This is a genomic window from Paraburkholderia kirstenboschensis, from assembly GCF_904848585.1.
GTDB lineage: Bacteria > Pseudomonadota > Gammaproteobacteria > Burkholderiales > Burkholderiaceae > Paraburkholderia > Paraburkholderia kirstenboschensis.
Genome location: NZ_CAJHCR010000001.1, coordinates 393,285 through 417,973 on the forward strand (window position 1 = coordinate 393,285; position 24,689 = coordinate 417,973).

Sequence of the window (24,689 nt, forward strand, 5' to 3'; positions counted from 1 at the left end):
CCGAAGCACCGGCGATCTAAAGACAAAAAACCCCGAGCGGCTAACGCCGTCGGGGTATTCGTTGAGGCATTGCCATTTGCCTGAAAGGTGTCTGGTGGAGGCGGCGGGAATCGAACCCGCGTCCAGAAGCACTCTACGACCAGTTCTACATGTTTAGTTCTGTCATTTGATTTAACCATAGTGACGCGGACGAACACGCTGCACTACGGCGATTCACTAGATTTTCGACCCGGACGTCGTGACTCCGTCAAGGCTTAACTGACGTATATGACCTCTGTCGGTATTGCTACCGGTCTTGCGACTCTAGCCCGTCAGTGAACTAGGCAGAGGACGGCGGCCCTTAGGCTGCCAGTGCGAACGTATCGTCGTTTGCAGTTACGTTTTTCCCATTGATTAACGAGGTGACGGGTCCTCGACATGCCCTAGCCGCTTCGCAACCCCTGTCGAAACCAGGTCGCCCCCGCGGTTCGTTGCTCGGAACTTCGAGCCAACGTATATTTTACAATAGATTGACGGCCGTGTCCTGGCTCATTCCGGGCTCATCTCGAGCTGCTCGTTTCGGGCGCGTGCTGGCCCACTGTCAATTAATGTCGCGAAGCAGCTGCTGCAATTCGGCCGGCGACTGCACGACATGCTGCGCATGCCATTGCGTCGGCGGAATGTCGTCGCCGCAGTAGCCGTAGGCCGCAGCTACCGTCTTCATGCCGGCAGCAAAGCCGGCCTGCACGTCGCGCAAATCGTCGCCGACGTAGACGATGCGCTCCGGCGCCACGTCGAGTTCGCGAGCCGCGTGCAGCAACGGCGCCGGATGTGGCTTCGAATGTGGCGTCGTATCGCCGCTAACCACGCAGCCCGCCCGCTCTTCCAGACCCAGTTGTGCGACCAGGGGTTCCGTGAGCCGCGCGACCTTGTTCGTGACGATGCCCCAGCGCACGCCTCGCGCGTCGAGTTCATCCAGCAATTCGGGGATGCCGGGAAAGAGCGTGGTTTCGATGCAAAGATCCGCTTCGTAGTTGGCGAGGAACTCCTCGCGCATCGACGCAAACTCGTGGTTATCCGGCCCGATGCCGAACGCCCCGCCGATTAGCCCTCGCGCGCCAGCCGACGCGAGCGGCCTTAGTCTTTCGAGCGGAACCATATCCAGCCCACGATCGTGGCGCATTTTGTTGACGGCGGCGGCAAGGTCTGGCGCCGTGTCGGCCAGCGTGCCGTCCAGGTCGAACAGCACGGCTTGGCAAAGACCAAGTGCATCTTCGTGGTCTTCGCGTTGGGGCAGGGGCGTAGGATCGCTCATCGATTGGATTTGGTCGGCGTTCGGGCTGATCAGAAGTCGCGGCGGCAGGCGAGCATGTAGTTCACACTCGTGTCTGCGGAAAGGGCGAAGTGCTTGCTGAGCGGGTGATAGACGATACCTTTGATGTCCGCTGTGCGCAGGCCGGCGGCTCGCACGAAGCCCGCAAGTTCCGACGGACGGATAAAACGCGCATAGTCGTGTGTGCCTTTGGGCAGCATCCGCGCAATGTATTCGGCGCCGATCACCGCAAACAGGTATGACTTCACGTTCCGGTTGAGCGTGGAAAAGAACACCCAGCCGCCCGGCTTGACCAGCGTCTTGCACGCCTCGACGATCGCAGCGGGCCGCGGCACGTGTTCGAGCATTTCCATGCAGGTGACCACGTCGTAGGTGCCCGGCTCACGTGCGGCGAGCGCCTCGGCGGCGATCTCCTCGTAATTAACGGTTACACCACTTTCAAGGCTGTGAAGATCGGCGACGCCGAGAGCTTCGCTCGACAGGTCGATTCCTTTGACGTGCGCGCCCAAGCCAGCCATTGACTCGGACAAAATGCCGCCGCCGCAACCGATGTCCAGCACATGTTTGCCCGCCAGATGTGCGTGGGCGTCTATCCAGTTCAAGCGAACGGGGTTGAGTTCATGCAGCGGTTTGAACTCCGCGTTTGGGTCCCACCAACGATGCGCAAGGTCGCTGAATTTCTGTAGTTCGTGGGGATCGGCGTTGGTCATGGCGAAGCTGCCTCGATGAGAGCGGTGAGCGGGCGCTCGAGGATAAACCCGGAGTATATAGGCGAGGGGCCGGGGCGGCAAAATGCCGCCCGCTCGCCAAAGCGGTTTGGCGGCGCTGGCCTGGCCCGGCCGGCAATCCGCCGGTCTGCGCATAAAAAAAGCCCCGCCGAAGCGGGGCTTTTTGTACTGCGGTGTTTGTAGCTTACTGCTTCGAAGTACCGACAACTTCGACTTCCACGCGACGATCCGGTGCGAGGCAGGCGATGAGTTGCTTGCGGTTCTTCTGGTTGCAGCCGGTCGTGACCGGGTTGCGCTTGCCCTTGCCTTCCGTGTAGATACGGTTGGATTCGATGCCCTTGCTGACGAGGTATGCCTTGACAGCTTGAGCGCGACGCAGCGACAGACGGTCGTTGTACTTGTCCGAACCGATGCGGTCGGTGTAACCCGTTGCCACGACGACTTCGAGGTTCAGGCCCTGGATCTTCGATGCCAGATCGTCCAGCTTTTCCTTGCCAGCCGGCTTCAGGATAGCCTTGTCGAAGTCGAACAGTGCGTCAGCCTGATACGTGATCTTTTGGCTGGTGATGGCCGGTGCCGGTGCGACCGGAGCCGGCGGCGTCGGAGCCTGGGCAACCAGTGCGCCGTCGCACTTTGCGTTAGCCGTTGCCGGCGTCCAGAATGCATCGCGCCAGCAAAGCTCGTTCGTGCCGTTCATCCACACGTATTCGCCAGTACCATTCACCCAGTTGTCATTGGTAGCTTGTCGCGACGCCGGCACCGACTGTGCCATTGCGGATGCAGCCATAACTGCGGTAGCTGCAATGAACGCGAGCTTTGAAAGTTTATTCATATTTCTCCTCTCGAATTTGAGATTACCGCAGGTTTACTGCGAGCCTGTTGACGAAGACAAGTCATACATTGCTCGAAGTATAACATTGGTGCCAAACAAAAAACGTTGTGTGTAGACTTCGAGCAGTGTCTGACTCTTTGTGCGTTGGCATTTTGCCATATCGTTCCCTTCCGACGATAAAAAAATCCGCCCCCGATCAAATCACCCTCCAATTGTGGTGCATGCGCAACAGAACCAATCGGCCGGAGCGTCCCGCCAGTCATGGCTGAGCGCCGAATTGCCCCACGCATGAATCGAGCCTGATCGGCCCGGATCTGGGGCATGCGGGCGCCCCTCTGGCGCCTCTCCCTGGCACCCGCTAATAGGTATACGTGCGACCGCCGGGCCCGGATGACCGGCATGTTAGAATCGCGTGATGCGTTGCGCCTGCAATGCTTACGCGAAGGCGCCGTCTTCCCGTCGCCTTCGCACGTAAAAGATACGGATAATGGATCAATTCGCCAAAGAGACTCTGCCAATCTCCCTAGAGGAGGAAATGCGCCGTTCGTATCTCGATTACGCGATGAGCGTGATCGTAGGGCGTGCGCTTCCCGACGTTCGCGATGGCCTGAAGCCGGTGCACCGGCGCGTGCTGTACGCGATGCACGAACTGAACAACGACTGGAACCGCGCGTACAAGAAGTCGGCGCGTATCGTCGGCGACGTCATCGGTAAGTACCACCCGCACGGCGACACGGCTGTTTACGACACCATCGTCCGGATGGCGCAGGACTTCTCGCTGCGCTACATGCTGGTGGACGGCCAGGGCAACTTCGGTTCGGTCGACGGCGACAACGCCGCGGCCATGCGATACACCGAAATCCGCATGGCCAAGATCGGCCACGAACTGCTCGCGGACATCGACAAGGAAACGGTCGACTTCACGCCGAACTACGACGGCAGCGAGAACGAGCCGGCCATTCTGCCCGCGCGCATTCCCAATCTGCTGATCAACGGCTCGTCGGGTATCGCGGTCGGCATGGCGACCAACATCCCGCCGCACAACCTGAACGAGGTTGTCGACGCGTGCCAGCACTTGCTCAGGAATCCGGAAGCCACGATCGACGAGTTGATCGAGATCGTTCCGGCCCCCGATTTCCCGACCGCCGGTATCATCTACGGCGTGGCCGGCGTGCGCGACGGCTATCGCACCGGCCGTGGCCGCGTGGTGATGCGCGCGCTCACGCACTTCGAAGAGATCGATCGCGGCCAGCGCATGTCGATCATCGTCGACGAATTGCCATATCAGGTGAACAAGCGCTCGCTTCTCGAGCGTATTGCCGAACTGGTCAACGAAAAGAAGCTGGAAGGCATTTCCGACATCCGCGACGAGTCCGACAAGAGCGGTATGCGCGTCGTGATCGAGTTGAAGCGCGGCGAAGTGCCGGAAGTCGTCCTGAACAATCTGTATAAGGCGACCCAGCTTCAGGACACTTTCGGCATGAACATGGTCGCGCTGGTCGACGGCCAGCCGAAGCTGCTGAATCTGAAGGAAATGTTGTCGTGCTTCCTGTCGCATCGCCGGGAAGTGCTGACGCGGCGCACTGTATACGAACTGCGCAAAGCTCGCGAGCGTGGGCATGTGCTCGAGGGTCTGGCCGTTGCGCTCGCCAATATCGACGAGTTCATCGCGATCATCAAAGCCGCGCCCACTCCGCCCATCGCAAAGCAGGAATTGATGGCACGTCCGTGGGATTCCTCCCTCGTGCGGGAAATGTTGTCGCGCGCGGAGACGGAAAACGCGTCGGCCGGTGGCCGTGAAGCCTATCGTCCTGACGGATTGAATCCGTCCTTCGGTATGCAGACGGACGGCCTCTACCGCTTGTCCGACACCCAGGCTCAGGAAATTCTGCAGATGCGTCTGCAACGCCTGACCGGCCTGGAGCAGGACAAGATCATTGGCGAGTATCGCGACGTCATGGCGCAGATTGCCGACCTGCTGGACATCCTGGCGCGCCCGGAGCGGATTACGGCGATCATCGTCGACGAACTTACGTCGATCAAGTCGGAATTCGGCGACGCGCGCCGCTCGAAGATCGAGCTGAATGCAACAGAACTGAATACCGAAGACCTGATCACGCCGCAAGAGATGGTCGTGACCATGTCGCACGCCGGCTATGTGAAATCGCAGCCGTTGTCCGAATATCGCGCCCAGAAGCGTGGCGGTCGCGGCAAGCAGGCGACTTCCATGAAGGAAGACGACTGGATCGACACGCTGTTCATTGCGAACACGCACGACCATATTCTGTGCTTCTCCAACCGTGGCCGCGTGTATTGGGTCAAGGTCTACGAAGTGCCGCAAGGCTCGCGGAACTCGCGGGGTCGTCCGATCGTCAACATGTTCCCGCTGCTGGAAGGCGAGAAGATCACGGTTGTGCTGCCGGTCAAGGAATTTTCCGCGGACAAGTTCGTGTTCATGGCAACCGCGTTAGGAACGGTAAAGAAGACGCCGCTCGAAGCCTTCAGCCGGCCGTTGCGCAAGGGTATTATTGCGGTCGGTCTCGATGACGGCGATTACCTGATCGGCGCCGCTATCACAGACGGTCAGCACGACGTGATGCTGTTCTCCGATTCGGGCAAGGCAGTTCGCTTCGACGAAAACGACGTGCGGCCGATGGGACGCGAGGCGCGCGGCGTGCGCGGCATGCAGCTCGAAGACGGCCAGAACGTGATCGCGCTGCTGGTGGCCGGCGACGAGCAGCAATCAGTGCTCACCGCCACGGAAAACGGCTTCGGCAAACGCACGCCGATCACCGAGTACACCCGTCACGGCCGCGGCACGAAGGGCATGATCGCGATCCAGACGTCGGAGCGTAACGGCAAGGTCGTTGCCGCCACGCTGGTCGATCAGGAAGCGCAGATCATGTTGATCACCAATACGGGCGTTCTGATTCGTACGCGCGTGTCGGAAATTCGAGAAATGGGCCGTGCAACCCAAGGTGTTACACTCATCAGCCTTGACGAAGGGACCAAGCTTTCAGGTCTGCAACAGGTTGCGGAGGCAGAAGCAGACGTCGATCTGGAAGGCGACGCCGAAGGTCCCGCTGACGGCAACAACGGCGTAGAAGACGGCGGTGCGGCCTGACCTGCGTCGCGGCTTGCGCATTCGGCTTGCGCATTCGGCTTGTGCATTCGGCTTGTGCATTCGTTAACCGGTTGAAAGCCGCGCAGGAAACAATAGTGTGTCGGGCCGACATACTTTCCGCGCGGCAAGCAGTTCAAGTCAATTTCTATTAGGGAGTAATGATGCAGAAACGATTTAAACAACTGGCGTTGCTGGCTGCCCTCGTGCCGACGTTTGCCATGGCTCAAGCGCTTCAGAGCCAGGCTCCGTCGGCTCCGGCTGCTGCCGCAGCACCGGTTGATCCGGCCAAGCAGGCTGCAATCAAGGACCTGCTGGACGCAATCGACGCGCAGAAGCTCGTCGGCGCAATTGGCAACAGCGCGCAAATGCAAGCGAAGCAACTGGTCCCGGCTATCCTCTCGGACGCGCTGAGCGAGAACAAGACGATGACGGACAAGCAGAAGCAGGCTTCCGTCCCGACGCTGCAAAAGAACGCAGTGCCGAAGCTGGTTGACGGCGCAGGCCAGGTCTTCGCGACGGACAGCTTCCGCCAGGACGCAATGCAAGCTCAGTACGATGCGTACGCAAAGTACTACAGCACGTCGGAAATCAAAGATCTGACCACGTTCTACAAGAGCCCGACGGGCCGCAAGTTCATCCAGGTTCAAGACCAGGTTGGCCGCGACGTCGTGAACGGCTTGATGCAAAAGTACATGCCGCAATCGATCAAGGCAACGCGCGACCAGGCTGACAAGGAAGTCGCTTCGGTCAAGCCGGCTAAGTAAAGCCTCAGGCGAAGACTGCGCTCGCGCGCCAGTGGCGGCCGCCCTTGCAGGGCGGCCGGGTTTGGCGGGTTCGCGGGGACAGTGCGATAATGGCCGTTTGCGCGTGTGCGCAAATGGCCATTATTTTTTGGCGCGAGATTGCGGAGCCTGCTGCGGTCTGATCGCCCCGTTGCTGATCAACACAGCGATTCTCGCCGGCCAATAGATTTAGTCAGTTTGCAGCAGCTTATTTTCGCGGCGGCCACTTCGCCGACTCGTGCGCGATCTTTCGTTTTCGCGCCGCTTTCAGGATCTCACGATGCGCGTCTTTAATTTCTCCGCCGGCCCAGCGGCCATGCCCGAAGAAGTGCTGCGTCAGGCAGCCGACGAGATGCTCGACTGGCAAGGCAGCGGCATGAGCGTGATGGAAATGAGCCATCGTGGGAAAGAGTTCATGTCGATCCACGAGGAAGCGCTCCTCGATCTGCGGGAGTTGCTGGCCGTGCCGGCGAGCCATCGCATCCTGTTTCTGCAAGGCGGCGGTCTCGGCGAAAACGCAATCGTGCCGATGAACCTGCTCGGTGCGAAACCGCGCGCCGATTTCGTCGTCACGGGTTCGTGGTCGCAAAAGTCACTGAAGGAAGCGCAGAAGTACGGCGCCGTGCACGTTGCGGCAAGCGGCGAGACGGCTGACGGTTTCACGCGCTCGCCCGCATTTTCCGAATGGCAAATGTCGGACGATCCGGCCTACGTACATTTGTGCACGAACGAAACGATCCACGGCGTCGAGACATTCGAGATTCCCGATCTCGGCAACATACCGCTGGTTGCGGACGCGTCGTCTCACATCCTGTCGCGGCCCATGGACATCGCTAAATACGGCGTGCTGTTCGGCGGCGCGCAGAAGAATATCGGCATGGCCGGCGTCACGGTGGTGATCGTGCGCGAGGACATGCTGGATCGCGCGCAGGCTATTTGCCCGTCGGCGTTCGAATGGAAGACCGTCGCCGAGAACAATTCCATGTACAACACACCGCCCACGTATGCCATCTACATCGCGGGACTGGTGTTCAAGTGGTTGAAGAAGCAGGGCGGCCTCGCTGTAATCGAAGCGCGTAATCTCGAGAAATCGAAGCTGTTGTACGACACGATCGATTCGAGCAGCTTCTATCTGAACAAGGTCGAGCGTCGCTCGCGTTCGCGGATGAACGTACCGTTCTTCCTCGCCGACGAGTCGCGCAACGAAGAATTTCTCGCCGGCGCGAAAGCGCGGGGAATGGTGCAGCTAAAGGGCCACAAGTCCGTCGGCGGCATGCGGGCGTCGATTTACAACGCCGTTCCGCTCGAAGGCGTCAAAGCGCTTGTCGAATACATGAAGGAATTTGAACAGCGCAGCGCCTGAGTGCTTCGGCATTCGGCGCGCGCATCCTTTCCAGCACGCTTTTTTCCAGCAGCTATCGGCAGGACCGTTTTCACGCATGGACGACGAACTCAATAACCGACTCAAACCTCTTCGCGAACGCATCGACGCGCTCGACGCGCAGTTGATCGCGCTTCTCAATCAGCGCGCCGCGGTGGCCCTCGAAGTAGGCGAGGTCAAGAAGCATTTCAACGCGCCGGTGTTTCGCCCGGAGCGCGAGCAGCAGGTGATCGCGCGTCTGCAGGACATGAGCGAGGGGCCGCTGGCGAGCGAGCATATCAGCGCGATCTGGCGCGAGATCATGGCGGCCAGCCGGGCGCTCGAGAAGACAATCAAGGCGGCTTATCTCGGGCCGGTGGGCACCTACAGCGAGCAGGCCATGCACGAGTACTTCGGTCAATCTATCGAGGGGCTGCCGTGTCCGTCGATCGACGAAGTATTCCGCTCGGTTGAAGCAGGCGCCGCCGAATTCGGCGTCGTGCCGGTCGAGAATTCAACCGAAGGCGCGGTATCGCGCACGCTGGATCTGCTGCTGCAAACGCAGTTGGCCATTGGCGGCGAACTTGCGTTGCCGATTCATCACAATCTGTTGACGCTGAATGGCGACCTTGCCGGCGTCACGCGCGTTTGTGCGCACGCTCAGGCGCTCGCGCAATGTCAGCGCTGGCTCGCGACAAATGCGCCGCATCTGGAGCGCCAGGCAGTGTCGAGCAACGCCGAAGCCGCGCGCATGGCGGCCGAAGATCCGACCGTAGCGGCGATTGCCGGCGACCGCGCTGCCACCCACTACGGCTTGCAGGTCGCATATGCGCTGATCCAGGACGACCCGCACAACCGCACTCGCTTCGTCATGATCGGCAAGGAGCGCACGGGCGTGAGCGGACACGATCAGACGTCGCTGATCGTGTCGGTGGCTAATGAGCCGGGCGCCGTGTTCAAGCTGCTGGAGCCGCTCGCGCGCCATAGCGTCTCGATGACCCGCTTCGAATCGCGGCCCGCGCGCGTGGGCACGTGGGAGTACTACTTCTATATCGACGTCGAGGGCCACCGCGACGATCCGGCTGTAGCCGCCGCGCTTACCGAGCTGGGCGAGAAGGCAGCATTCCTGAAGATTCTCGGCTCTTATCCGCGTGCGCGCTAACGGCCGTCAGTCGGCGAGTAAGCTCAATCAGACAGTAGGCCGGCGCCCTCGCCGCGACTTTTCTAATAATCGTTCGGAGATTTCATGACAACGTCCTTCGGTCCTTCTTATGTGCGCGCTATAGCGCCCTACATTGCCGGTAAGCCCATTTCTGAAGTGGCGCGCGAGTTCGGGCTGGACGAAGCGAACATCGTGAAGCTCGCGTCGAACGAGAACCCGCTCGGCATGCCGGAATCGGCTAAACGTGCAATGGCGCAGGCCGCGAGCGAGTTGGGCCGCTATCCCGATGCGAATGCGTTCGAACTGAAGGCCGCACTGAGCGAGCGCTATGGCGTGCCGTCGGACTGGATCACGCTCGGCAATGGCAGCAACGACATTCTCGAGATAGCCGCGCACGCGTTCGTCGAGAAAGGGCAGTCGATCATTTACGCGCAGTACTCGTTCGCGGTTTATGCGCTCGCCACGCAAGGGCTCGGCGCGCGTGCGATCGTGGTGCCGGCTGTCAAGTACGGACACGATCTCGACGCAATGCTGGCCGCGATTACCGATGACACGCGGCTGATCTTCGTCGCCAATCCCAACAACCCGACCGGTACGTTCATCGAAGGTTTGAAGCTCGAAGCGTTTCTCGACAAGGTGCCGCGCAACGTGGCAGTGGTCCTGGACGAGGCGTACACGGAATATCTGCCCGCGGAAAAGCGCTACGACTCCATAGAGTGGGTGCGCCGTTATCCGAACCTGCTCGTGTCGCGCACGTTTTCAAAGGCGTTCGGTCTCGCGGGCTTGCGTGTCGGCTTTGCGATCGCTCAACCGGAGTTGACCGACTTGCTGAACCGTCTGCGTCAGCCGTTCAATGTGAACACGCTCGCGCAAGCCGCAGCCGTCGCCGCGCTCAACGACCAGGCGTTCCTGGAGAAAAGCGCGGCGTTGAACGCGCAGGGTTATCGCCGCCTGACCGAAGCGTTCGAGAAGCTCGGCCTCGAATACGTGCCGTCTGACGGCAACTTCGTGCTGGTGCGCGTCGGCAATGATGACGCGGCCGGCAATCGCGTGAACATCGAATTGCTGAAGCAGGGCGTGATCGTGCGTCCAGTCGGCAACTACGGATTACCGCAGTGGCTGCGCGTCACGATCGGGCTGCCGGAAGAAAATGAAGCGTTCATCGCCGCGCTCGAAAAAACCCTCGCCGCCGTCTAGGCGGCGAACCTTGACCCACGCGCCTCGTCGATATGAAAGGCGCGCTTTTTGTGTGACCGACGTGGCCGCGTTCTCTTTTAACAAGCTGGTGATTTTTGGTGTCGGCCTGATCGGCGGATCGCTTGCGCGCGCACTGCGCGAGCGCGGCGAAGCGGATGGGGCGCGCGCGGTAATCGGCGTGGGCCGCTCGGCTGCGTCGACCGAGCGCGCGGTCGAACTCGGCGTAATCGATAGTGCGGCGGCATTGACCGACGACGTTGCCTTGCGCGAAGCGCTCGCCGGCGCCGACGTCGTGCTGCTCGCGGCGCCTGTCGCGCAGACACAACCGCTCCTTGAACGCATTGCTCCTTTTCTCGGCGCAGATACGATCGTGACCGACGCGGGCAGCACCAAATCCGACGTTGTCGCCGCCGCCCGTGCCGCGCTCGGCGCGCGCATCGGCCAGTTCGTGCCGGGGCATCCCATTGCCGGCCGTGAGGCGAGCGGCGTCGAGGCCGCGTTGCCCGACCTGTACGTCGGCCGCAATGTCGTGCTGTGCCCGTTGCCGGAGAATGCGCCGCATACCGTCGAGCGCATTGCGGCGATGTGGCGCGCGACCGGCGCGCTGGTGCGCGACATGGCGCCCGATCAGCACGACCGCGTGTTCGCATCGGTCAGTCATTTGCCGCACGTACTGTCGTTCGCGCTCGTCGAGCAAATTCTGAATTCGCCCGATGCCGCACTCAAATTTTCCTTCGCCGCGGGCGGCTTTCGCGACTTCACGCGGATTGCCGCGTCGAGCCCGGAAATGTGGCGCGACGTCTGCGTCGCCAATCGCGTTGCGCTGCTCGACGAACTCGACGCCTACTCTGCGGTGCTAGCGCGCCTTCGCACGGCCATTGACGCCGCCGACGGCGCCGCGCTCGAAGCCGTGTTCGCGCGCTCACGCGTGGCGCGCACCGAATGGCAGGAGCAGCGCGCGGGCGGCGGCGCGCCGGGCGACGCGTCCAAATAACCGGAAACTGGACTCAATCATGGAATTTCTCGATCTCGGACCATTTTCTCGTGCGTCCGGCACGGTTCGTTTGCCTGGCTCGAAGAGCATTTCGAATCGGGTGCTGTTGCTGGCGGCGCTCGCCGAAGGCGAAACGACGATCACGAACCTGCTCGACTCCGATGACACCCGCGTGATGCTCGATGCGCTCGAAAAGCTAGGCGTGCGTCTGAAGCGCGACGGCGACACCTGCGTCGTGACCGGCACGCGCGGCGCTTTCACGGCGCGCACGGCCGATCTGTTCCTCGGCAATGCCGGTACGGCGGTCCGTCCGCTGACCGCGGCACTTGCAGTGAATGGCGGCGACTATCGCATTCACGGCGTGCCGCGTATGCACGAGCGGCCGATCGGCGATCTGGTCGATGGATTACGGCAGATCGGCGCGAGAATCGATTACGAGGAAAACGAGGGCTTTCCGCCGCTGCGAATCCGTCCTGCGCAAATTTCCGCCGAGGCGCCGATCCGCGTGCGCGGCGACGTATCGAGCCAATTCCTCACGTCGCTGCTGATGACACTGCCGCTTTTGCGCACGGAGAGCGGCGTGAGCACCGTTCAGGTCGACGGCGAACTCATCTCCAAGCCGTATATCGATATCACGATCAAGCTGATGGCGCGCTTCGGCATCGACGTCGAGCGCAATGGCTGGCATCAGTTCGTGGTGCCGGCGGGGCAGCGTTATCAATCGCCGGGCACGATCATGGTGGAGGGCGACGCGTCGTCGGCGTCCTATTTCCTCGCTGCGGGCGCGCTCGGCGGCGGGCCGCTGAAGGTGGAGGGCGTCGGCCGTTCCAGCATTCAGGGCGACGTCGGCTTCGCGGATGCGCTCATCAAGATGGGCGCGAATCTGCAAATGGGCGAGGACTGGATCGAAGTGCGCGGCGTCGGTCACGACAGCGGCAAGCTCGAGCCGATTGACATGGACTTCAATCTGATCCCCGACGCCGCGATGACCATAGCGGTTGCCGCGCTGTTCGCCGACGGCACGACGACGCTGCGCAACATTGCGAGCTGGCGCGTGAAAGAGACGGACCGGATCGCGGCGATGGCCACCGAACTCCGCAAGGTCGGCGCGAAGGTGCAGGAGGGCGAAGACTTCCTCGTGGTTACGCCGCCTGAGAAGCTGATTCCAAACGCGTCGATCGACACCTACGACGATCACCGCATGGCAATGTGTTTTTCGCTCGTGAGTCTCGGCGGCGTGCCTGTCCGGATCAACGACCCGAAGTGCGTCGGCAAGACATTTCCCGATTATTTCGAGCGCTTCACCGCGCTTGCCCAACCCTGATTCCTGTACGAATCGCCTGACGTGCGACTTTTTCGATGAAACCGATCCGTCCCTTTCACCAGACGCCCGTCATTACGATCGACGGCCCGAGTGCCTCCGGCAAAGGCACCGTGGCCGCGCTGGTTGCCGCGAGCCTCGGCTTCCACCTGCTCGACAGCGGCGCGCTGTACCGGCTCGCCGCGCTCGCCAGCATTCGCTACGACGTGGCAGCGGACGACGTCGACGCCCTTGTAAAGTTGATCGACGATCTGCATATCACGTTTCGGGAAGGCCTCGCGCAACTCGACGGAGTGGACGTTTCGGCGGACATTCGCGCCGAGGAAGTGGGCAGCCGCGCTTCGGCGATTGCCGTGCATGCCCCCGTGCGGACCGCGCTAGTGGCGCGCCAGCGGGCGTTTCGTAAGGAGCCGGGGCTCGTCGCGGACGGTCGCGACATGGGCACGGTCATCTTCCAGGACGCCGTCCTCAAGGTGTTCATGACGGCCAGCGTGGAAGCCCGCGCGGCGCGGCGGCATAAGCAATTGATACAAAAAGGCTTTTCTGCTAATATAGATGACTTGCTCCGGGATTTGCGTGAGCGCGACGAGCGTGACAGTCAGCGCGCAGCCGCGCCGCTAAAGCCCGCAGCGGATGCAAAGCTGCTCGATACGTCCGCCTTATCGGTCGATCAGGCGGTCGAGCAGGTAGTGCAATGGTACGAAGCCCTGGTTCCGCAGGCGTGACTGGAATGCGCATCGAGCATCGGTCGCACATGAATGCGCGGCCGCAGTCGTAGTCCCATTGTGTGTTGGTGCTTCGCGGTGGTCGCGAAGCGTTGTATTAACCCTTTAACCCCGCGTGGCATTCGCATTCTTGCCGTAGTTGCTGACCGTCCGGCCAGCCGGGCAGCGCGAGAACCATGCAACTTTCGATTTTTATGTCCGACCTGCAAACCTCTACCCCGAATACCGAATCTTTTGCGGCTCTGTTCGAAGAGTCGCTGACCAAGCAAGACATGCGCGCCGGCGAAGTGATTTCCGCCGAAGTCGTGCGTGTCGACCACAACTTCGTGGTCGTCAACGCTGGTCTCAAGTCCGAAGCCTACATCCCGCTCGAAGAGTTCCTGAATGACGCGGGCGAGGTAGAAGTGCAGGCGGGCGACTTCGTTTCCGTCGCGATCGACGCGCTGGAAAACGGCTATGGCGACACGATCCTGTCGCGCGACAAGGCGAAGCGTCTGGCTTCGTGGCTGTCGCTGGAAAAGGCTCTCGACAACAACGAACTCGTGACCGGCACGATCACGGGCAAGGTCAAGGGCGGCATGACCGTGATGGTCAACGGCATCCGCGCGTTCCTGCCGGGTTCGCTGGTCGACACGCGTCCGGTCAAGGACACGACCCCGTACGAAGGCAAGACGCTCGAATTCCGCGTCATCAAGCTCGACCGCAAGCGTAACAACGTCGTGCTGTCGCGCCGTGCCGTGATCGAAGCAACCCAAGGCGAAGAGCGCGCAAAGCTGCTCGAAACGCTGAAGGAAGGCGCGATCGTGGAAGGCGTGGTCAAGAACATCACCGACTACGGCGCGTTCGTGGACCTCGGCGGTATCGACGGCCTGCTGCACATCACCGACATCGCATGGCGTCGTGTGCGTCACCCGAGCGAAGTGCTGTCGGTTGGCCAGGAAGTCACCGCGAAGATCCTCAAGTTCGACCAAGAGAAGAACCGCGTTTCGCTGGGCATCAAGCAACTCGGCGACGATCCGTGGGAAGGCATTTCCCGCCGTTACCCGTCGGGCACGCGTCTGTTCGGTAAGGTCACGAACATCACCGACTACGGCGCATTCGTCGAAGTGGAATCGGGCATCGAAGGTCTCGTCCACGTGTCGGAAATGGACTGGACGAACAAGAACGTTGCACCGTCGAAGGTCGTGCAACTGGGTGACGAAGTCGAAGTCATGGTTCTCGAAATCGACGAAGACCGCCGCCGTATTAGCCTCGGCATGAAGCAGTGCAAGCCGAACCCGTGGGACGACTTCAGCCGCAACTTCAAGAAGGGCGACAAGCTGCAAGGCGCAATCAAGTCGATCACCGACTTCGGCGTCTTCATCGGTCTGCCGGGCGGCATCGACGGTCTGGTTCACCTGTCGGACCTGTCGTGGTCGGAAACGGGCGAAGAAGCTGTTCGCAAGTACAAGAAGGGCGACGAAGTGGAAGCGATCGTTCTCGGCATCGACGTCGAGAAGGAACGCATTTCGCTGGGTATCAAGCAGCTCGAAGGCGACCCGTTCAGCAACTTCGTTGCAATGAACGACAAGGGTTCGATCGTCGACGGCGTGGTCAAGACGGTAGACGCGAAGGGTGCAGTGGTTCAGCTGTCGGCTGAAGTCGAAGGCTACCTGCGCGCTTCCGAAATCGCACAAGACCGCGTGGAAGATGCTCGCAACGTGCTGAAGGAAGGCGACAAGGTCAACGCGATGATCATCAACATCGATCGCAAGTCGCGTGGCATCAACCTGTCGATCAAGGCGAAGGACTCGGCTGAGCAACAGGAAGCGATCCGCGGCCTGGCTTCGTCGGATTCCAGCGCGGCTGCTACCGGCACGACCAACCTCGGCGCACTGCTGAAGGCCAAGCTCGACGGTCAGAACCAGTAATTGAGGAACGCCCCCAAACCTGCCACTTTTACGCGGCAGGTATCCCTTTGCGGGGAAAACCTGGGGGCGGCTCGGCGTTTTCTTGAGAGGTCTGCTGCAGTATGACCAAATCGGAATTGGTCGCCCAACTGGCTACGCGGTTTCCGCAGCTTGTACTAAAAGATGCGGATTTCGCGGTGAAGACGATGCTTGATGCGATGTCGGAGGCGCTTGCCAAAGGTCATCGCATCGAAATTCGAGGTTTCGGCAGCTTCGGCCTGAACCGCCGTCCTTCCCGCGTCGGGCGCAATCCGAAGTCGGGCGAAAAAGTGCTGGTACCCGAGAAGTACGTGCCGCACTTCAAGCCGGGCAAGGAATTGCGCGAGCGGGTCGATCGTCGCGCGGGTGAGCCGTTGAAGGCTGAAGAGCCGGACGACGATCTGTAAATGCTCCGCTTTACGCTGTGCACTTCGCAGCGTGGCTTTGGTGGCGTCAGCGGCCAGTGCCAGTCGGCAAATAGAAGAAATGCGCCTCCGGGCGCTTTTTTTTCGCCCGCGCATTTTGGGCCGCCTCGGCGGCCACGCCGATCGCGCCCATGCCGGCTGAGTGGTCAGCCGCGATGCCAAGCGGGTTCTTAGCCGCGTTGGAAGCCCGCGTGTCAGGCGCGGTCTTAGCCGCGGTCTCAGCGGAGTCTGAGCCGCGTTGTCAGCCGCGCTCTCTGAGCTGGATCTGAGCCGGATTCTGAGCCGCGGTCTCAGCCGCATTTTCAGCCGCAATTCCAGCCGCATTTTCAACCGCACTGAGGTCGCAACGGTCGCGCTTCAGTCGAACTCCCGTCCGCATCATCGTCAGCGCTTTTCTGTAAGCGCAGGATCCGCCAGTTCCTGCCCAGCCGCGAGGGCTTCAATTACAATACGGGTCACTTCGGCGCGGGCAACACCGTGGCGCGACGCGTCATCAGGCCGGCGTCACCCCGCAACTGCCGTCAAGAGATCTATTCATGAAATTTATCGTCTGGCTGATCCGTGTACTGGTGTTCGTGCTGCTGCTGGTGCTCGCACTCTCCAATACGCAACCTGCTACGCTGAATTTCCTCGCTGGCTACGCGTGGTCGGCGCCGCTCATCCTGATTGGCCTCGCGTTCTTCGGGGTTGGGCTGCTCGCCGGTCTCGTTTCGTCGATGCCGGCTGTTGTCCGCCTGCGCATGGAGAATGGCCGCCTCAAGCGAGAACTGCGTGTGGCGCGCGAGGCGCCGGTCGTCGTTGAACAGCCGCCCATGCCGCCGCTGATCTGATTTTGTCGTTCGCCGCGCACATGAGGCGCGGCATTCCATTTCCGCCTTCAGGCTCATTTGCATTCATCGCATGGATCTAGACTTCTGGTGGCTGCTTGTCATACCCGTCGCTTTTGCGTTCGGCTGGATGGCTGCACGCTACGACCTCAAGACGCTGCTCTCAGAAAGCGCCAACCTTCCGCGCTCCTATTTCCGCGGGCTGAACTTTCTGCTCAACGAGCAGCCGGACAAGGCGATCGACGCGTTCATCGAAGTCGTCAAGCTCGATCCTGAAACTGTCGAACTTCACTTTGCGCTAGGCAACCTCTTCCGGCGCCGCGGAGAAACGGACCGCGCGATTCGCGTGCATCAGAATCTCCTGAGTCGCGCCGATCTACCGGTCAGCGAGCGCGATCACGCGCTCTTCGAACTCGGGCAGGACTTCCTGAAAGCCGGCCTGCTGGACCGCGCAGAAGAAACCTTCCGTTCGCTCGAAACCGGCGACTACGCGTTGGGCGCGCAGCGCGCGCTGCTTACCATCTACGAAATCGAGAAAGACTGGATCAAATCGATCGACACCGCGCGTCATCTGGAAACAATGGGCGCCGAGTCTCTCGACAAGGAAATCGCGCAGTTCCACTGCGAACTCGCGCAGGAAGCGCTGCAACAGAAAAAGCCCGACGAAGCTCGCCGGCAACTGGGATTCGCGCTGAAAGCGAACCCTACCAACGTGCGCGCCACGATTCTGTTTGGCGACGTCGACGCGGCCGGCGGCGCGCAAGAAGCGGCGATCGGGCAGTGGCGGCGTGTCGAGGAACAGAACCCGGCCTATCTGCCGCTCGTCGCCGAGAAGGTGATGAAGGCGTACGAAGCGCTCGGCCGGGCGCAGGAAGGCGCCGATCTGCTCACCACCTGGGTCGACCGCTATCCGAGCAATGATTTGCTCGACGTCGCGTACCAACACGTCGCGTCGCTGCGCGGGCCGGATGCGGCGCATGCGCTCGCACGCTCGCAGATGCAGAAGTCGCCAAACCTCGCGGGTATGACGCGGCTGCTCGAAGCGCAGCAGGCAGTCGCAGAAGAGCCGCGGCGCAGCGAACTCGAACTGATGCGCACGCTGATCCGCCAGCGCACCAAAAATCTGCCGCGCTATACGTGCCAGAATTGTGGCTTCAGGGCGCGGCTTTTCTACTGGCAGTGCCCGGGTTGCAGCGGTTGGGAAACCTACGCGCCGCGCCGGGTCGAACCGATCACCGCGACGAACTGAGTTCGCGGACGGATTTGACATCGTGTTGATGACCGGCTTCTTCACCGCCGGGAATCATCACCGGAACCTTCAACCGGAAAGCGTATGAAAATCACCATTATCGGCACCGGCTATGTCGGCCTCGTCACTGGCGCGTGCCTCGCTGAAATCGGCAACGACGTGTTCTGTCTCGACGTCGATCCGCGCAAGATCGAAATCCTCAACAACGGTGGCGTGCCCATTCACGAACCGGGTTTGCAGGAAATCATCGCCCGTACGCGCGCGGCCGGCCGCATCACGTTTTCGACGGACATCGAAGCGAGCGTCGCTCACGGCGACGTGCAATTCATCGCCGTCGGCACGCCGCCCGACGAAGACGGCTCGGCCGACCTGCAATACGTGCTGGAAGCCGCGCGCAACATTGGCCGTACGATGAACGGCTTCAAGGTAATCGTCGACAAGTCGACGGTGCCGGTCGGCACTGCACAGCGCGTGCGCGCCGTGATCGAAGAAGAACTGGCGAAGCGCGGGCTCGCGGGTAGCGGACAGCACCGCTTCTCGGTGGTGTCGAATCCCGAATTTCTGAAGGAAGGCGCGGCAGTAGACGACTTCATGCGGCCCGACCGCATCGTGCTCGGCAGCGACGAAGACGAAACCGGCTTGCGCGCGCGTGAACTCATGAAGCGCTTGTACGCACCGTTCAACCGCAATCACGAACGCACGTTGTACATGGACGTGCGCTCGGCGGAATTCACCAAGTACGCAGCCAACGCGATGCTCGCCACGCGCATCTCGTTCATGAACGAGATGTCCAATCTCGCGGATCGTGTCGGAGCCGACATCGAGGCGGTGCGCCGCGGCATCGGCTCGGACCCGCGGATCGGCTACCACTTCCTGTATGCCGGTTGCGGCTACGGCGGCTCGTGCTTCCCGAAAGACGTGCAGGCGCTGATTCGCACTGCCAGCGAAAGCGGCCACAACCTGCGCATTCTCGAGGCCGTCGAGGAAGTGAACTACTCGCAGAAAGACGTGCTCGTGCGAAAGATCACGCACAAGTGGGGCAACGACCTCACCGGCCGCACGTTCGCCGTATGGGGCCTCGCGTTCAAGCCGAACACCGACGACATGCGCGAAGCGCCGAGCCGCCGCGTCATCGCGGAACTGCTGGCGCGCGGCGCTAACGTGCGCGCGTATGATCCGGTCGCCGTGGCAGAAGCGCGGCGCGTTATCGCGATGGATCTGCATGATTCGCCGGAACAACTCGCGCGTCTTACTTTCACGAGCACGCAGGACGAAACGCTCACAGGTGCCGACGCGCTCGTGATCGTCACCGAATGGAAGGAGTTCAAGAGCCCCGACTTCGCGTATCTGAAATCCGTGCTCAAGTCGCCGGTGATTTTCGACGGCCGCAATCTCTACGAGCCGGATGCCATGAACGAACTCGGCATCGACTATCACTCGATTGGACGTCCTTATGCCCAACCCTCCAAACTTGCGGCCGATGCCTGAGATCATGCCCGGATCCGCCACGTCCACGCCCTCCGCCGCACTTACCGTGGTGCCGCGCGCGCAACTCGCTGCCGCGCGCGTCCTTGTGGTCGGCGACGTGATGCTCGACCGCTACTGGTTCGGCGACGTCAACCGTATCTCGCCGGAAGCGCCCGTGCCCGTCGTGCACGTGCAGCGTCAGGAAGACCGGCTTGGCGGCGCGGCGAACGTCGCGCGCAATGCGGCGGCGCTCGGGGCGCAAGCGGGCCTCCTGTGCGTCGTCGGACATGATGAACCGGGCGAGCGCATCGTGCAGTTGCTCGGCGAGAGCGGCGTGAACCCGCATCTCGAACGCGATCCCGCGCTTCTCACGACCATCAAGTTGCGTGTGCTGTCGCGTCAGCAACAGCTGCTGCGCGTCGATTTTGAGAATTCGCCGGCGCATGAAGTGCTGCTCGCGGGTCTCGCGCGCTTCGACGAATTGCTGCCTTCGCACGACGTGATCCTGATGTCCGACTACGCGAAGGGCGGCCTGACGCACGTCACGCAGATGATCGCGAGAGCGCATGCCGCGGGCAAGCCGGTTCTGGTCGATCCGAAGGGCGACGACTGGGAACGTTATCGCGGCGCCACGTTGATCACGCCGAATCGCGCGGAGTTGCGCGAGGTGATCGGCCAGTGGAAATCGGAAGAAGACCTAACCGAGCGCGTGAGCAAACTGCGCGCGGATCTTCAGTTCGAGGCTTTGCTGCTCACGCGTTCGGAAGAAGGCATGACGCTCTTCTCCAACGACGGCATCCTGCACACATCGGCTGTCGCACGTGAAGTGTATGATGTTTCTGGCGCGGGCGACACGGTGATCGCCACGCTCGCGGCCATGCTGGGCGCGGGTCTTACGCTGGTCGAAGCGGTTGGTCTCGCCAATCGCGCGGCCGGCATCGTGGTGGGCAAACTCGGCACGGCCACCGTCGACTACGACGAACTCTTTCAATGACGCGGCCCGCCGGATCCGTCGCCGCACGCCTTCGGGCTTCGCGCAGAAAGGATAGGCGGGACGTCGACTGAACCTGTCGACTGGCGTTGGCGCCTGAGCGCTCACGCCAATCCCTACAAGGCTCATTACCGCGGGACCATCATGACCCTCATCGTCACCGGCGCGGCCGGTTTTATCGGCAGCAACCTCGTGAAAGCGCTCAACGAGCGCGGCGAACAACGCATCATCGCCGTGGACAATCTGACACGCGCTGACAAGTTCAAGAACCTCGTCGACTGTGAAATCGACGACTACCTGGACAAGACCGAATTCGTCGAACGCTTCAAGCGTGGCGACTTCGGCAAAGTGCGCGCAATTTTCCACGAAGGCGCCTGTTCGGACACAATGGAAACCGACGGCCGCTACATGATGGACAACAACTTCCGCTACAGCCGCGACGTGCTCGATGTCTGCCTCGCGCAGAACATCCAGTTCCTGTACGCGTCCTCGGCGGCAACGTATGGCGGCTCGAGCCGTTTTGTCGAAGAGCGCGAAGTCGAGCAGCCGTTAAACGTGTACGGCTATTCGAAGTTCCTGTTCGATCAGGTCATTCGCCGCGTGCTGCCGACTGCCAGAAGCCAGATCGCCGGATTTCGCTACTTCAACGTCTACGGCCCGCGCGAAACGCATAAGGCGCGCATGGCGTCCGTGGCGTTCCACAACTTCAACCAGTTCCGCGCCGAGGGCAAGGTCAAGCTGTTCGGCGAATACAACGGCTACGCCGCGGGCGAGCAGACCCGCGATTTCGTCTCCGTCGAAGACGTGGTGAAGGTCAACCTGTTCTTCTTCGACAACCCCGACAAGTCGGGCATCTTCAATCTGGGCAGCGGGCGCGCACAGCCGTTCAACGACATTGCGAGCACGGTGGTCAACACGCTGCGCTCGCTGAACAACGAGCCGCCGCTCTCGCTCGCCGATCAGGTGCAACGCGGGCTGATCGAGTACATTCCGTTTCCTGACGCATTGCGCGGCAAATACCAGTGCTTCACACAAGCGGACCTGACGAAGCTGCGGACGGCCGGGTACGACGCGCCGTTCCTGAGCGTGCAGGAAGGTGTCGATCGCTATGTCCGTTGGCTATTCGGCCAGGTGTAAATAATTCGGATACCTCTTTAAACTGGAATCTCCCGGTTGGTGATGTCGCCAACCGGTTGTAAGAGGGAGATTCCATATGTTTCGAAAAATTCTGGTTACCGCGGCCATGCTCGCCGCTTTCGGTCACGCGTATGCGTCAGTCGACGTCAACACGGCTAACGAGGACGCACTGCGCGGCATCAAAGGCATCGGTCCTGCCAAAGCGAAAGCCATTCTCGAAGAGCGTTCAGCGCATGGTCCGTTCAAGGACCCGACCGACCTCAGCAAGCGCGTCAAGGGCATGGGCGGGCATACCGTCGAGCGCCTGCAGGCGGAGGGTCTCGCTGTCGGTCCGGCTGGCGCGGCTGCTGGCTCGCAGATTGCGGCGTCTTCACAGACCAAAGGCGCGACCGTTCCGGCCAATACGCCCAAAGGCGGCGCCACAGTGGCGGTGAAGAAATAGTCTGACGCGAGTCGGGCGCGCGGCACCGCTTGCGCCGCGCGCGATTCGCCATCGTATTCCCTTCATGGTCGGAGCCGGCAACAGCGCTCCTTAAGCTGTCATTCGCATGACTGGCTCCCGCGGTACTCAGCCGCGGGCTTTTTGCGTGGCGAGAGCTTGCATCCATGCGGGCAGAAGGGCCGCGCGGCAACGGTGGGCACCGTGGTTTAGAATCAATGGATTGAAGACTTCGCGCATCGACAGCACCTGAACCCATATGGCTTACAAAACGATTGAAGACACGATTGGCAATACGCCGCTCGTGCAACTCGTCCGGCTCCCCGACGACGAGATCCGCAGCCGCAACAACGTGGTCCTCGCCAAGCTCGAGGGTAACAACCCTGCCGGCTCGGTGAAGGATCGCCCCGCGTTGTCGATGATCAAAAAAGCGGAAGCGCGCGGCCGTATCAAACCGGGCGACACGTTGATCGAATCGACAAGCGGCAACACCGGCATCGCGCTCGCCATGGCAGCGGCGATCCGCGGCTACAAGATGGTTCTGATCATGCCGGAGGACCTGTCGGTGGAGCGCCGTCAAAGCATGGCCGCATACGGCGCGCAGATCATCCTCACGCCGGTAACGGGCGGCATGGAATACGCGCGTGATCTGGCCGAGCAGATGCAGCGCGACGGCAAGGGCATCATCCTCGATCAATTTGCGAATCCGGACAATCCGGCGTCGCATATCGAAGGCACTGGCCCGGAAATCTGGCGCGATACCGAAGGGCGCATTACGCACTTCGTGTCGTCAATGGGCACGACGGGCACGATCATGGGCGTGTCCACTTATCTGAAGCAGCAGAACCAGGCGATTGAAATTGTCGGCGCGCAGCCGGAGGAAGGCTCGCGCATTCCCGGCATCCGTAAATGGCCGGAGGCTTATATGCCGAAGATCTTCGACCGTAGCCGGGTCGACCGCGTCGAGAACGTGAGTCAGGCCGCCGCCGAAGCGATGGCGCGCCGTTTGGCGTCCGTCGAAGGCATTTTCGCGGGCATTTCGTCGGGCGGCGCGTGCGAGGTGGCGTTGCGCGTCGCACGTCAGGTCGAAAATGCGACCATCGTGTTCATCGTCTGCGACCGCGGCGACCGTTACTTGTCCACCGGCGTGTTTCCCGCGTAAGCGGGCCGTGCCGTTCAGGCGCAATACACAATACGCAGTAGCGTCAGTCGAAAAAAAAGCGCCAGCAGGCGCTTTTTTTATATCTGGCACGAGAGAGACCGGCCTGCGGTCCGCACTATGAACTATTGCGAAGCCGCGCTTGGCGGGGCTGCGTTGTTTTGAGCATTGGCCGGATTCGCTGCGTCGCTTGCCTGCATCTGCGACTTGATGCGCTCGCCCAACTGGTAAACCGCGAGCGCATAAAAGAAGCTGCGGTTATAGCGCGTGAGCACGTAGAAGTTTTTCAGGCCCAGCATATATTCCGTGCCGCGGCCCGGCGACGGCAGGTCGACCACCGTGACAGGCGTTCCCGCTTCCGACGCGATATTCACGCTCGGCTCATTGAGCAGCAGCCCCGCGCGCAACAACTGGTCGAGCGGCCAATGCGGTTCCGGCGCACCGTCGGCGGCGGCTTGCGCGACGCCCAGGCTGCCGGCGTCCGTACCGATTTTCCATACCACCGGCCGGCCGTTTTCCCAGCCGTTCTGCCGCAGATAGTTCGCCACACTGCCGATCGCATCCGCCTGGCTCGTGCGCAGGTCGATTTCCTTGTTGCCGTCGTAGCTCACCGCGTACTGCGTGATGCTGCTCGGCAGGAACTGCGGAATGCCGATCGCGCCCGTGTACGAGCCGAGCACCGTGGTCGGGTCGATCTGCGAATCGCGCGTCCACACCAGGTAGTCTTCGAGATTCTTGCGGAACGTCGCCTGACGGTCCGCGCGATTAGGCGTGTTCGGGTAGTCGAAACTCAGCGTGGTCAGCGCATCGAGGACGCGGAAGTTGCCCATGAAACGCCCGTAGATCGTTTCCACGCCGAGAATGCCGACGATCACCTCCGGCGGCACGCCAAACTCCTCATACGCACGCTGCAGCGTGGCCTGATTCGCGCGCCAGAAACGGATGCCCGCGTTGATGCGGATCTGATCGAGAAAGCGCGACTGATATGCGCGCCAGTTCTTCACCGAAGGCGAGGGCGACGGCGTTACCAGCTTGATCGCGGTCGCCGAATAGCTCACGCCGGCAAAAAGCGAATGCAGCGACGACTCGTCGAAGTCGTAGCGTGCCACCATATCGTTGATGAACACATCGACATTCGCGTTGTTCGCGTAGCGCTGCGGAATGATTTCTTCTTCGAAGGTTTGCCCTTGCGGCACCGCTGGTTGCGGTTGTGCCTGAGCGAGCAGCGACGGTGGTTTTTTGCCGGCGGTCTGCGCAAGAGCCGGAGTGGTTGCCATGAACATGCACGATGCGATGGAGAGTGCGGCGGCGATGGTTCGGGTGCTGAGCCGGTTTCGTGCAGACAGAGCAAGCTTGACGGTCATAGTGAGCTAGGGGCGCAGTGCGAAAAGACGAAGACAGGAGGAAAACGAATCGGGGCAGTATACCCGAGGCCTCTCGCGAAACTGTGCCGGACGCGTTACAGCCACGTCGTGTGGTAACTTGACGATGTTGGCGCGCCGCGGGCGCGCGCCCCTGGATGGAGACGCG

General features: G+C 61.4%; 21 protein-coding genes and 1 other RNA gene. 17 read left to right on the top strand and 5 right to left on the bottom strand.

What is annotated here, in order from left to right; genetic code table 11:
• Positions 1 to 92: 92 nt before the first annotated feature.
• From ssrA to ompA, 4 genes are all read right to left on the bottom strand, one after another.
• Positions 93 to 462, bottom strand: a transfer-messenger RNA (tmRNA) gene (gene ssrA, locus JMY24_RS01835).
• 118 nt (positions 463 to 580) lie between these two features.
• Entirely contained in the window at positions 581 to 1,294 is a 714-nt protein-coding gene (gene gph, locus JMY24_RS01840) for a phosphoglycolate phosphatase (RefSeq protein ID WP_128595640.1), read from the bottom strand.
• Between the two features lie 29 nt (positions 1,295 to 1,323).
• Positions 1,324 to 2,022, bottom strand: a complete 699-nt coding sequence (ubiG, locus tag JMY24_RS01845) for a bifunctional 2-polyprenyl-6-hydroxyphenol methylase/3-demethylubiquinol 3-O-methyltransferase UbiG (protein ID WP_128585220.1) — start codon at positions 2,020 to 2,022, stop codon at positions 1,324 to 1,326.
• Between the two features lie 202 nt (positions 2,023 to 2,224).
• Positions 2,225 to 2,872, bottom strand: a complete 648-nt coding sequence (ompA, locus tag JMY24_RS01850) for an outer membrane protein OmpA (RefSeq protein WP_013340148.1) — start codon at positions 2,870 to 2,872, stop codon at positions 2,225 to 2,227.
• Positions 2,873 to 3,359: 487 nt separating this feature from the next.
• Here ompA and gyrA point away from each other — a divergent pair, with 487 nt between their 5' ends.
• The 17 genes from gyrA (at position 3,360) to cysM (ending at position 23,162) form a co-directional block, all read left to right on the top strand.
• Positions 3,360 to 5,996, top strand: coding sequence for a DNA gyrase subunit A (gene gyrA / locus JMY24_RS01855; protein WP_128585221.1), 2,637 nt, complete (start codon positions 3,360 to 3,362; stop codon positions 5,994 to 5,996).
• Positions 5,997 to 6,157: 161 nt separating this feature from the next.
• Positions 6,158 to 6,760, top strand: a complete 603-nt coding sequence (locus JMY24_RS01860) for a DUF2059 domain-containing protein (protein WP_027776416.1) — start codon at positions 6,158 to 6,160, stop codon at positions 6,758 to 6,760.
• Positions 6,761 to 7,058: 298 nt separating this feature from the next.
• Positions 7,059 to 8,141 carry a 3-phosphoserine/phosphohydroxythreonine transaminase gene (serC, locus tag JMY24_RS01865; protein WP_128595639.1) on the top strand — a complete coding sequence of 361 codons (1,083 nt, stop codon included), beginning with the start codon at positions 7,059 to 7,061 and terminating at the stop codon, positions 8,139 to 8,141.
• Positions 8,142 to 8,217: 76 nt separating this feature from the next.
• A complete protein-coding gene (gene pheA, locus JMY24_RS01870) occupies positions 8,218 to 9,300 on the top strand; it encodes a prephenate dehydratase (protein ID WP_128595638.1) in 1,083 nt (360 codons plus the stop codon).
• Between the two features lie 84 nt (positions 9,301 to 9,384).
• Positions 9,385 to 10,497 carry a histidinol-phosphate transaminase gene (hisC, locus tag JMY24_RS01875; RefSeq protein WP_201701337.1) on the top strand — a complete coding sequence of 371 codons (1,113 nt, stop codon included), beginning with the start codon at positions 9,385 to 9,387 and terminating at the stop codon, positions 10,495 to 10,497.
• Positions 10,498 to 10,549: 52 nt separating this feature from the next.
• Positions 10,550 to 11,491 carry a prephenate dehydrogenase gene (locus JMY24_RS01880; RefSeq protein WP_201701338.1) on the top strand — a complete coding sequence of 314 codons (942 nt, stop codon included), beginning with the start codon at positions 10,550 to 10,552 and terminating at the stop codon, positions 11,489 to 11,491.
• Between the two features lie 19 nt (positions 11,492 to 11,510).
• A complete protein-coding gene (aroA, locus tag JMY24_RS01885) occupies positions 11,511 to 12,815 on the top strand; it encodes a 3-phosphoshikimate 1-carboxyvinyltransferase (RefSeq protein WP_201701339.1) in 1,305 nt (434 codons plus the stop codon).
• 35 nt (positions 12,816 to 12,850) lie between these two features.
• Positions 12,851 to 13,537, top strand: a complete 687-nt coding sequence (gene cmk / locus JMY24_RS01890; protein ID WP_128591078.1) for a (d)CMP kinase — start codon at positions 12,851 to 12,853, stop codon at positions 13,535 to 13,537.
• A gap of 176 nt (positions 13,538 to 13,713) precedes the next feature.
• Positions 13,714 to 15,447: a 30S ribosomal protein S1 gene (gene rpsA, locus JMY24_RS01895; RefSeq protein ID WP_201701340.1), complete on the top strand. Its 1,734-nt coding sequence runs from the start codon at positions 13,714 to 13,716 to the stop codon at positions 15,445 to 15,447.
• A 101-nt stretch (positions 15,448 to 15,548) separates the two neighbouring features.
• Entirely contained in the window at positions 15,549 to 15,872 is a 324-nt protein-coding gene (locus JMY24_RS01900; RefSeq protein WP_006050255.1) for an integration host factor subunit beta, read from the top strand.
• Between the two features lie 554 nt (positions 15,873 to 16,426).
• Positions 16,427 to 16,720 (top strand): LapA family protein, encoded by a 294-nt coding sequence (locus tag JMY24_RS01905; RefSeq protein ID WP_020068970.1) that lies wholly within the window; start codon positions 16,427 to 16,429, stop codon positions 16,718 to 16,720.
• 70 nt (positions 16,721 to 16,790) lie between these two features.
• Entirely contained in the window at positions 16,791 to 17,966 is a 1,176-nt protein-coding gene (gene lapB / locus JMY24_RS01910; RefSeq protein WP_128595637.1) for a lipopolysaccharide assembly protein LapB, read from the top strand.
• Between the two features lie 84 nt (positions 17,967 to 18,050).
• A complete protein-coding gene (locus JMY24_RS01915; protein WP_128592160.1) occupies positions 18,051 to 19,454 on the top strand; it encodes a UDP-glucose dehydrogenase family protein in 1,404 nt (467 codons plus the stop codon).
• Positions 19,420 to 20,427, top strand: coding sequence for a D-glycero-beta-D-manno-heptose-7-phosphate kinase (rfaE1, locus tag JMY24_RS01920; RefSeq protein ID WP_128592158.1), 1,008 nt, complete (start codon positions 19,420 to 19,422; stop codon positions 20,425 to 20,427). The genes JMY24_RS01915 and rfaE1 overlap by 35 nt, the downstream gene beginning before the upstream one ends.
• 141 nt (positions 20,428 to 20,568) lie before the next feature.
• Entirely contained in the window at positions 20,569 to 21,561 is a 993-nt protein-coding gene (rfaD, locus tag JMY24_RS01925; RefSeq protein ID WP_128595636.1) for an ADP-glyceromanno-heptose 6-epimerase, read from the top strand.
• 76 nt (positions 21,562 to 21,637) lie between these two features.
• Positions 21,638 to 22,003, top strand: coding sequence for a ComEA family DNA-binding protein (locus JMY24_RS01930; RefSeq protein WP_128595635.1), 366 nt, complete (start codon positions 21,638 to 21,640; stop codon positions 22,001 to 22,003).
• 256 nt (positions 22,004 to 22,259) lie between these two features.
• Positions 22,260 to 23,162 carry a cysteine synthase CysM gene (gene cysM, locus JMY24_RS01935; protein WP_128595634.1) on the top strand — a complete coding sequence of 301 codons (903 nt, stop codon included), beginning with the start codon at positions 22,260 to 22,262 and terminating at the stop codon, positions 23,160 to 23,162.
• Positions 23,163 to 23,284: 122 nt separating this feature from the next.
• On the opposite strand, the gene mltB is transcribed toward cysM, so the two are convergent.
• Positions 23,285 to 24,442: a lytic murein transglycosylase B gene (mltB, locus tag JMY24_RS01940; RefSeq protein WP_128595633.1), complete on the bottom strand. Its 1,158-nt coding sequence runs from the start codon at positions 24,440 to 24,442 to the stop codon at positions 23,285 to 23,287.
• Between the last annotated feature and the right edge of the window lie 247 nt (positions 24,443 to 24,689).

What these genes read in the sequence shown, in the direction of transcription:
- JMY24_RS01900 (WP_006050255.1), top strand. Translation starts at nt 15,549, where the DNA reads ATGACCAAATCGGAATTGGTCGCCCAACTGGCTACGCGGTTTCCGCAG.
- JMY24_RS01860 (WP_027776416.1), top strand. Translation starts at nt 6,158, where the DNA reads ATGCAGAAACGATTTAAACAACTGGCGTTGCTGGCTGCCCTCGTGCCG.
- rfaD (WP_128595636.1), top strand. Translation starts at nt 20,569, where the DNA reads ATGACCCTCATCGTCACCGGCGCGGCCGGTTTTATCGGCAGCAACCTC.
- serC (WP_128595639.1), top strand. Translation starts at nt 7,059, where the DNA reads ATGCGCGTCTTTAATTTCTCCGCCGGCCCAGCGGCCATGCCCGAAGAA.
- mltB (WP_128595633.1), bottom strand. Translation starts at nt 24,442, where the DNA reads ATGTTCATGGCAACCACTCCGGCTCTTGCGCAGACCGCCGGCAAAAAA.
- gyrA (WP_128585221.1), top strand. Translation starts at nt 3,360, where the DNA reads ATGGATCAATTCGCCAAAGAGACTCTGCCAATCTCCCTAGAGGAGGAA.
- rpsA (WP_201701340.1), top strand. Translation starts at nt 13,714, where the DNA reads ATGCAACTTTCGATTTTTATGTCCGACCTGCAAACCTCTACCCCGAAT.
- JMY24_RS01905 (WP_020068970.1), top strand. Translation starts at nt 16,427, where the DNA reads ATGAAATTTATCGTCTGGCTGATCCGTGTACTGGTGTTCGTGCTGCTG.
- JMY24_RS01930 (WP_128595635.1), top strand. Translation starts at nt 21,638, where the DNA reads ATGTTTCGAAAAATTCTGGTTACCGCGGCCATGCTCGCCGCTTTCGGT.
- cmk (WP_128591078.1), top strand. Translation starts at nt 12,851, where the DNA reads ATGAAACCGATCCGTCCCTTTCACCAGACGCCCGTCATTACGATCGAC.
- aroA (WP_201701339.1), top strand. Translation starts at nt 11,511, where the DNA reads ATGGAATTTCTCGATCTCGGACCATTTTCTCGTGCGTCCGGCACGGTT.
- rfaE1 (WP_128592158.1), top strand. Translation starts at nt 19,420, where the DNA reads ATGCCCAACCCTCCAAACTTGCGGCCGATGCCTGAGATCATGCCCGGA.
- pheA (WP_128595638.1), top strand. Translation starts at nt 8,218, where the DNA reads ATGGACGACGAACTCAATAACCGACTCAAACCTCTTCGCGAACGCATC.
- cysM (WP_128595634.1), top strand. Translation starts at nt 22,260, where the DNA reads ATGGCTTACAAAACGATTGAAGACACGATTGGCAATACGCCGCTCGTG.
- ompA (WP_013340148.1), bottom strand. Translation starts at nt 2,872, where the DNA reads ATGAATAAACTTTCAAAGCTCGCGTTCATTGCAGCTACCGCAGTTATG.
- ubiG (WP_128585220.1), bottom strand. Translation starts at nt 2,022, where the DNA reads ATGACCAACGCCGATCCCCACGAACTACAGAAATTCAGCGACCTTGCG.
- hisC (WP_201701337.1), top strand. Translation starts at nt 9,385, where the DNA reads ATGACAACGTCCTTCGGTCCTTCTTATGTGCGCGCTATAGCGCCCTAC.
- gph (WP_128595640.1), bottom strand. Translation starts at nt 1,294, where the DNA reads ATGAGCGATCCTACGCCCCTGCCCCAACGCGAAGACCACGAAGATGCA.
- lapB (WP_128595637.1), top strand. Translation starts at nt 16,791, where the DNA reads ATGGATCTAGACTTCTGGTGGCTGCTTGTCATACCCGTCGCTTTTGCG.
- JMY24_RS01915 (WP_128592160.1), top strand. Translation starts at nt 18,051, where the DNA reads ATGAAAATCACCATTATCGGCACCGGCTATGTCGGCCTCGTCACTGGC.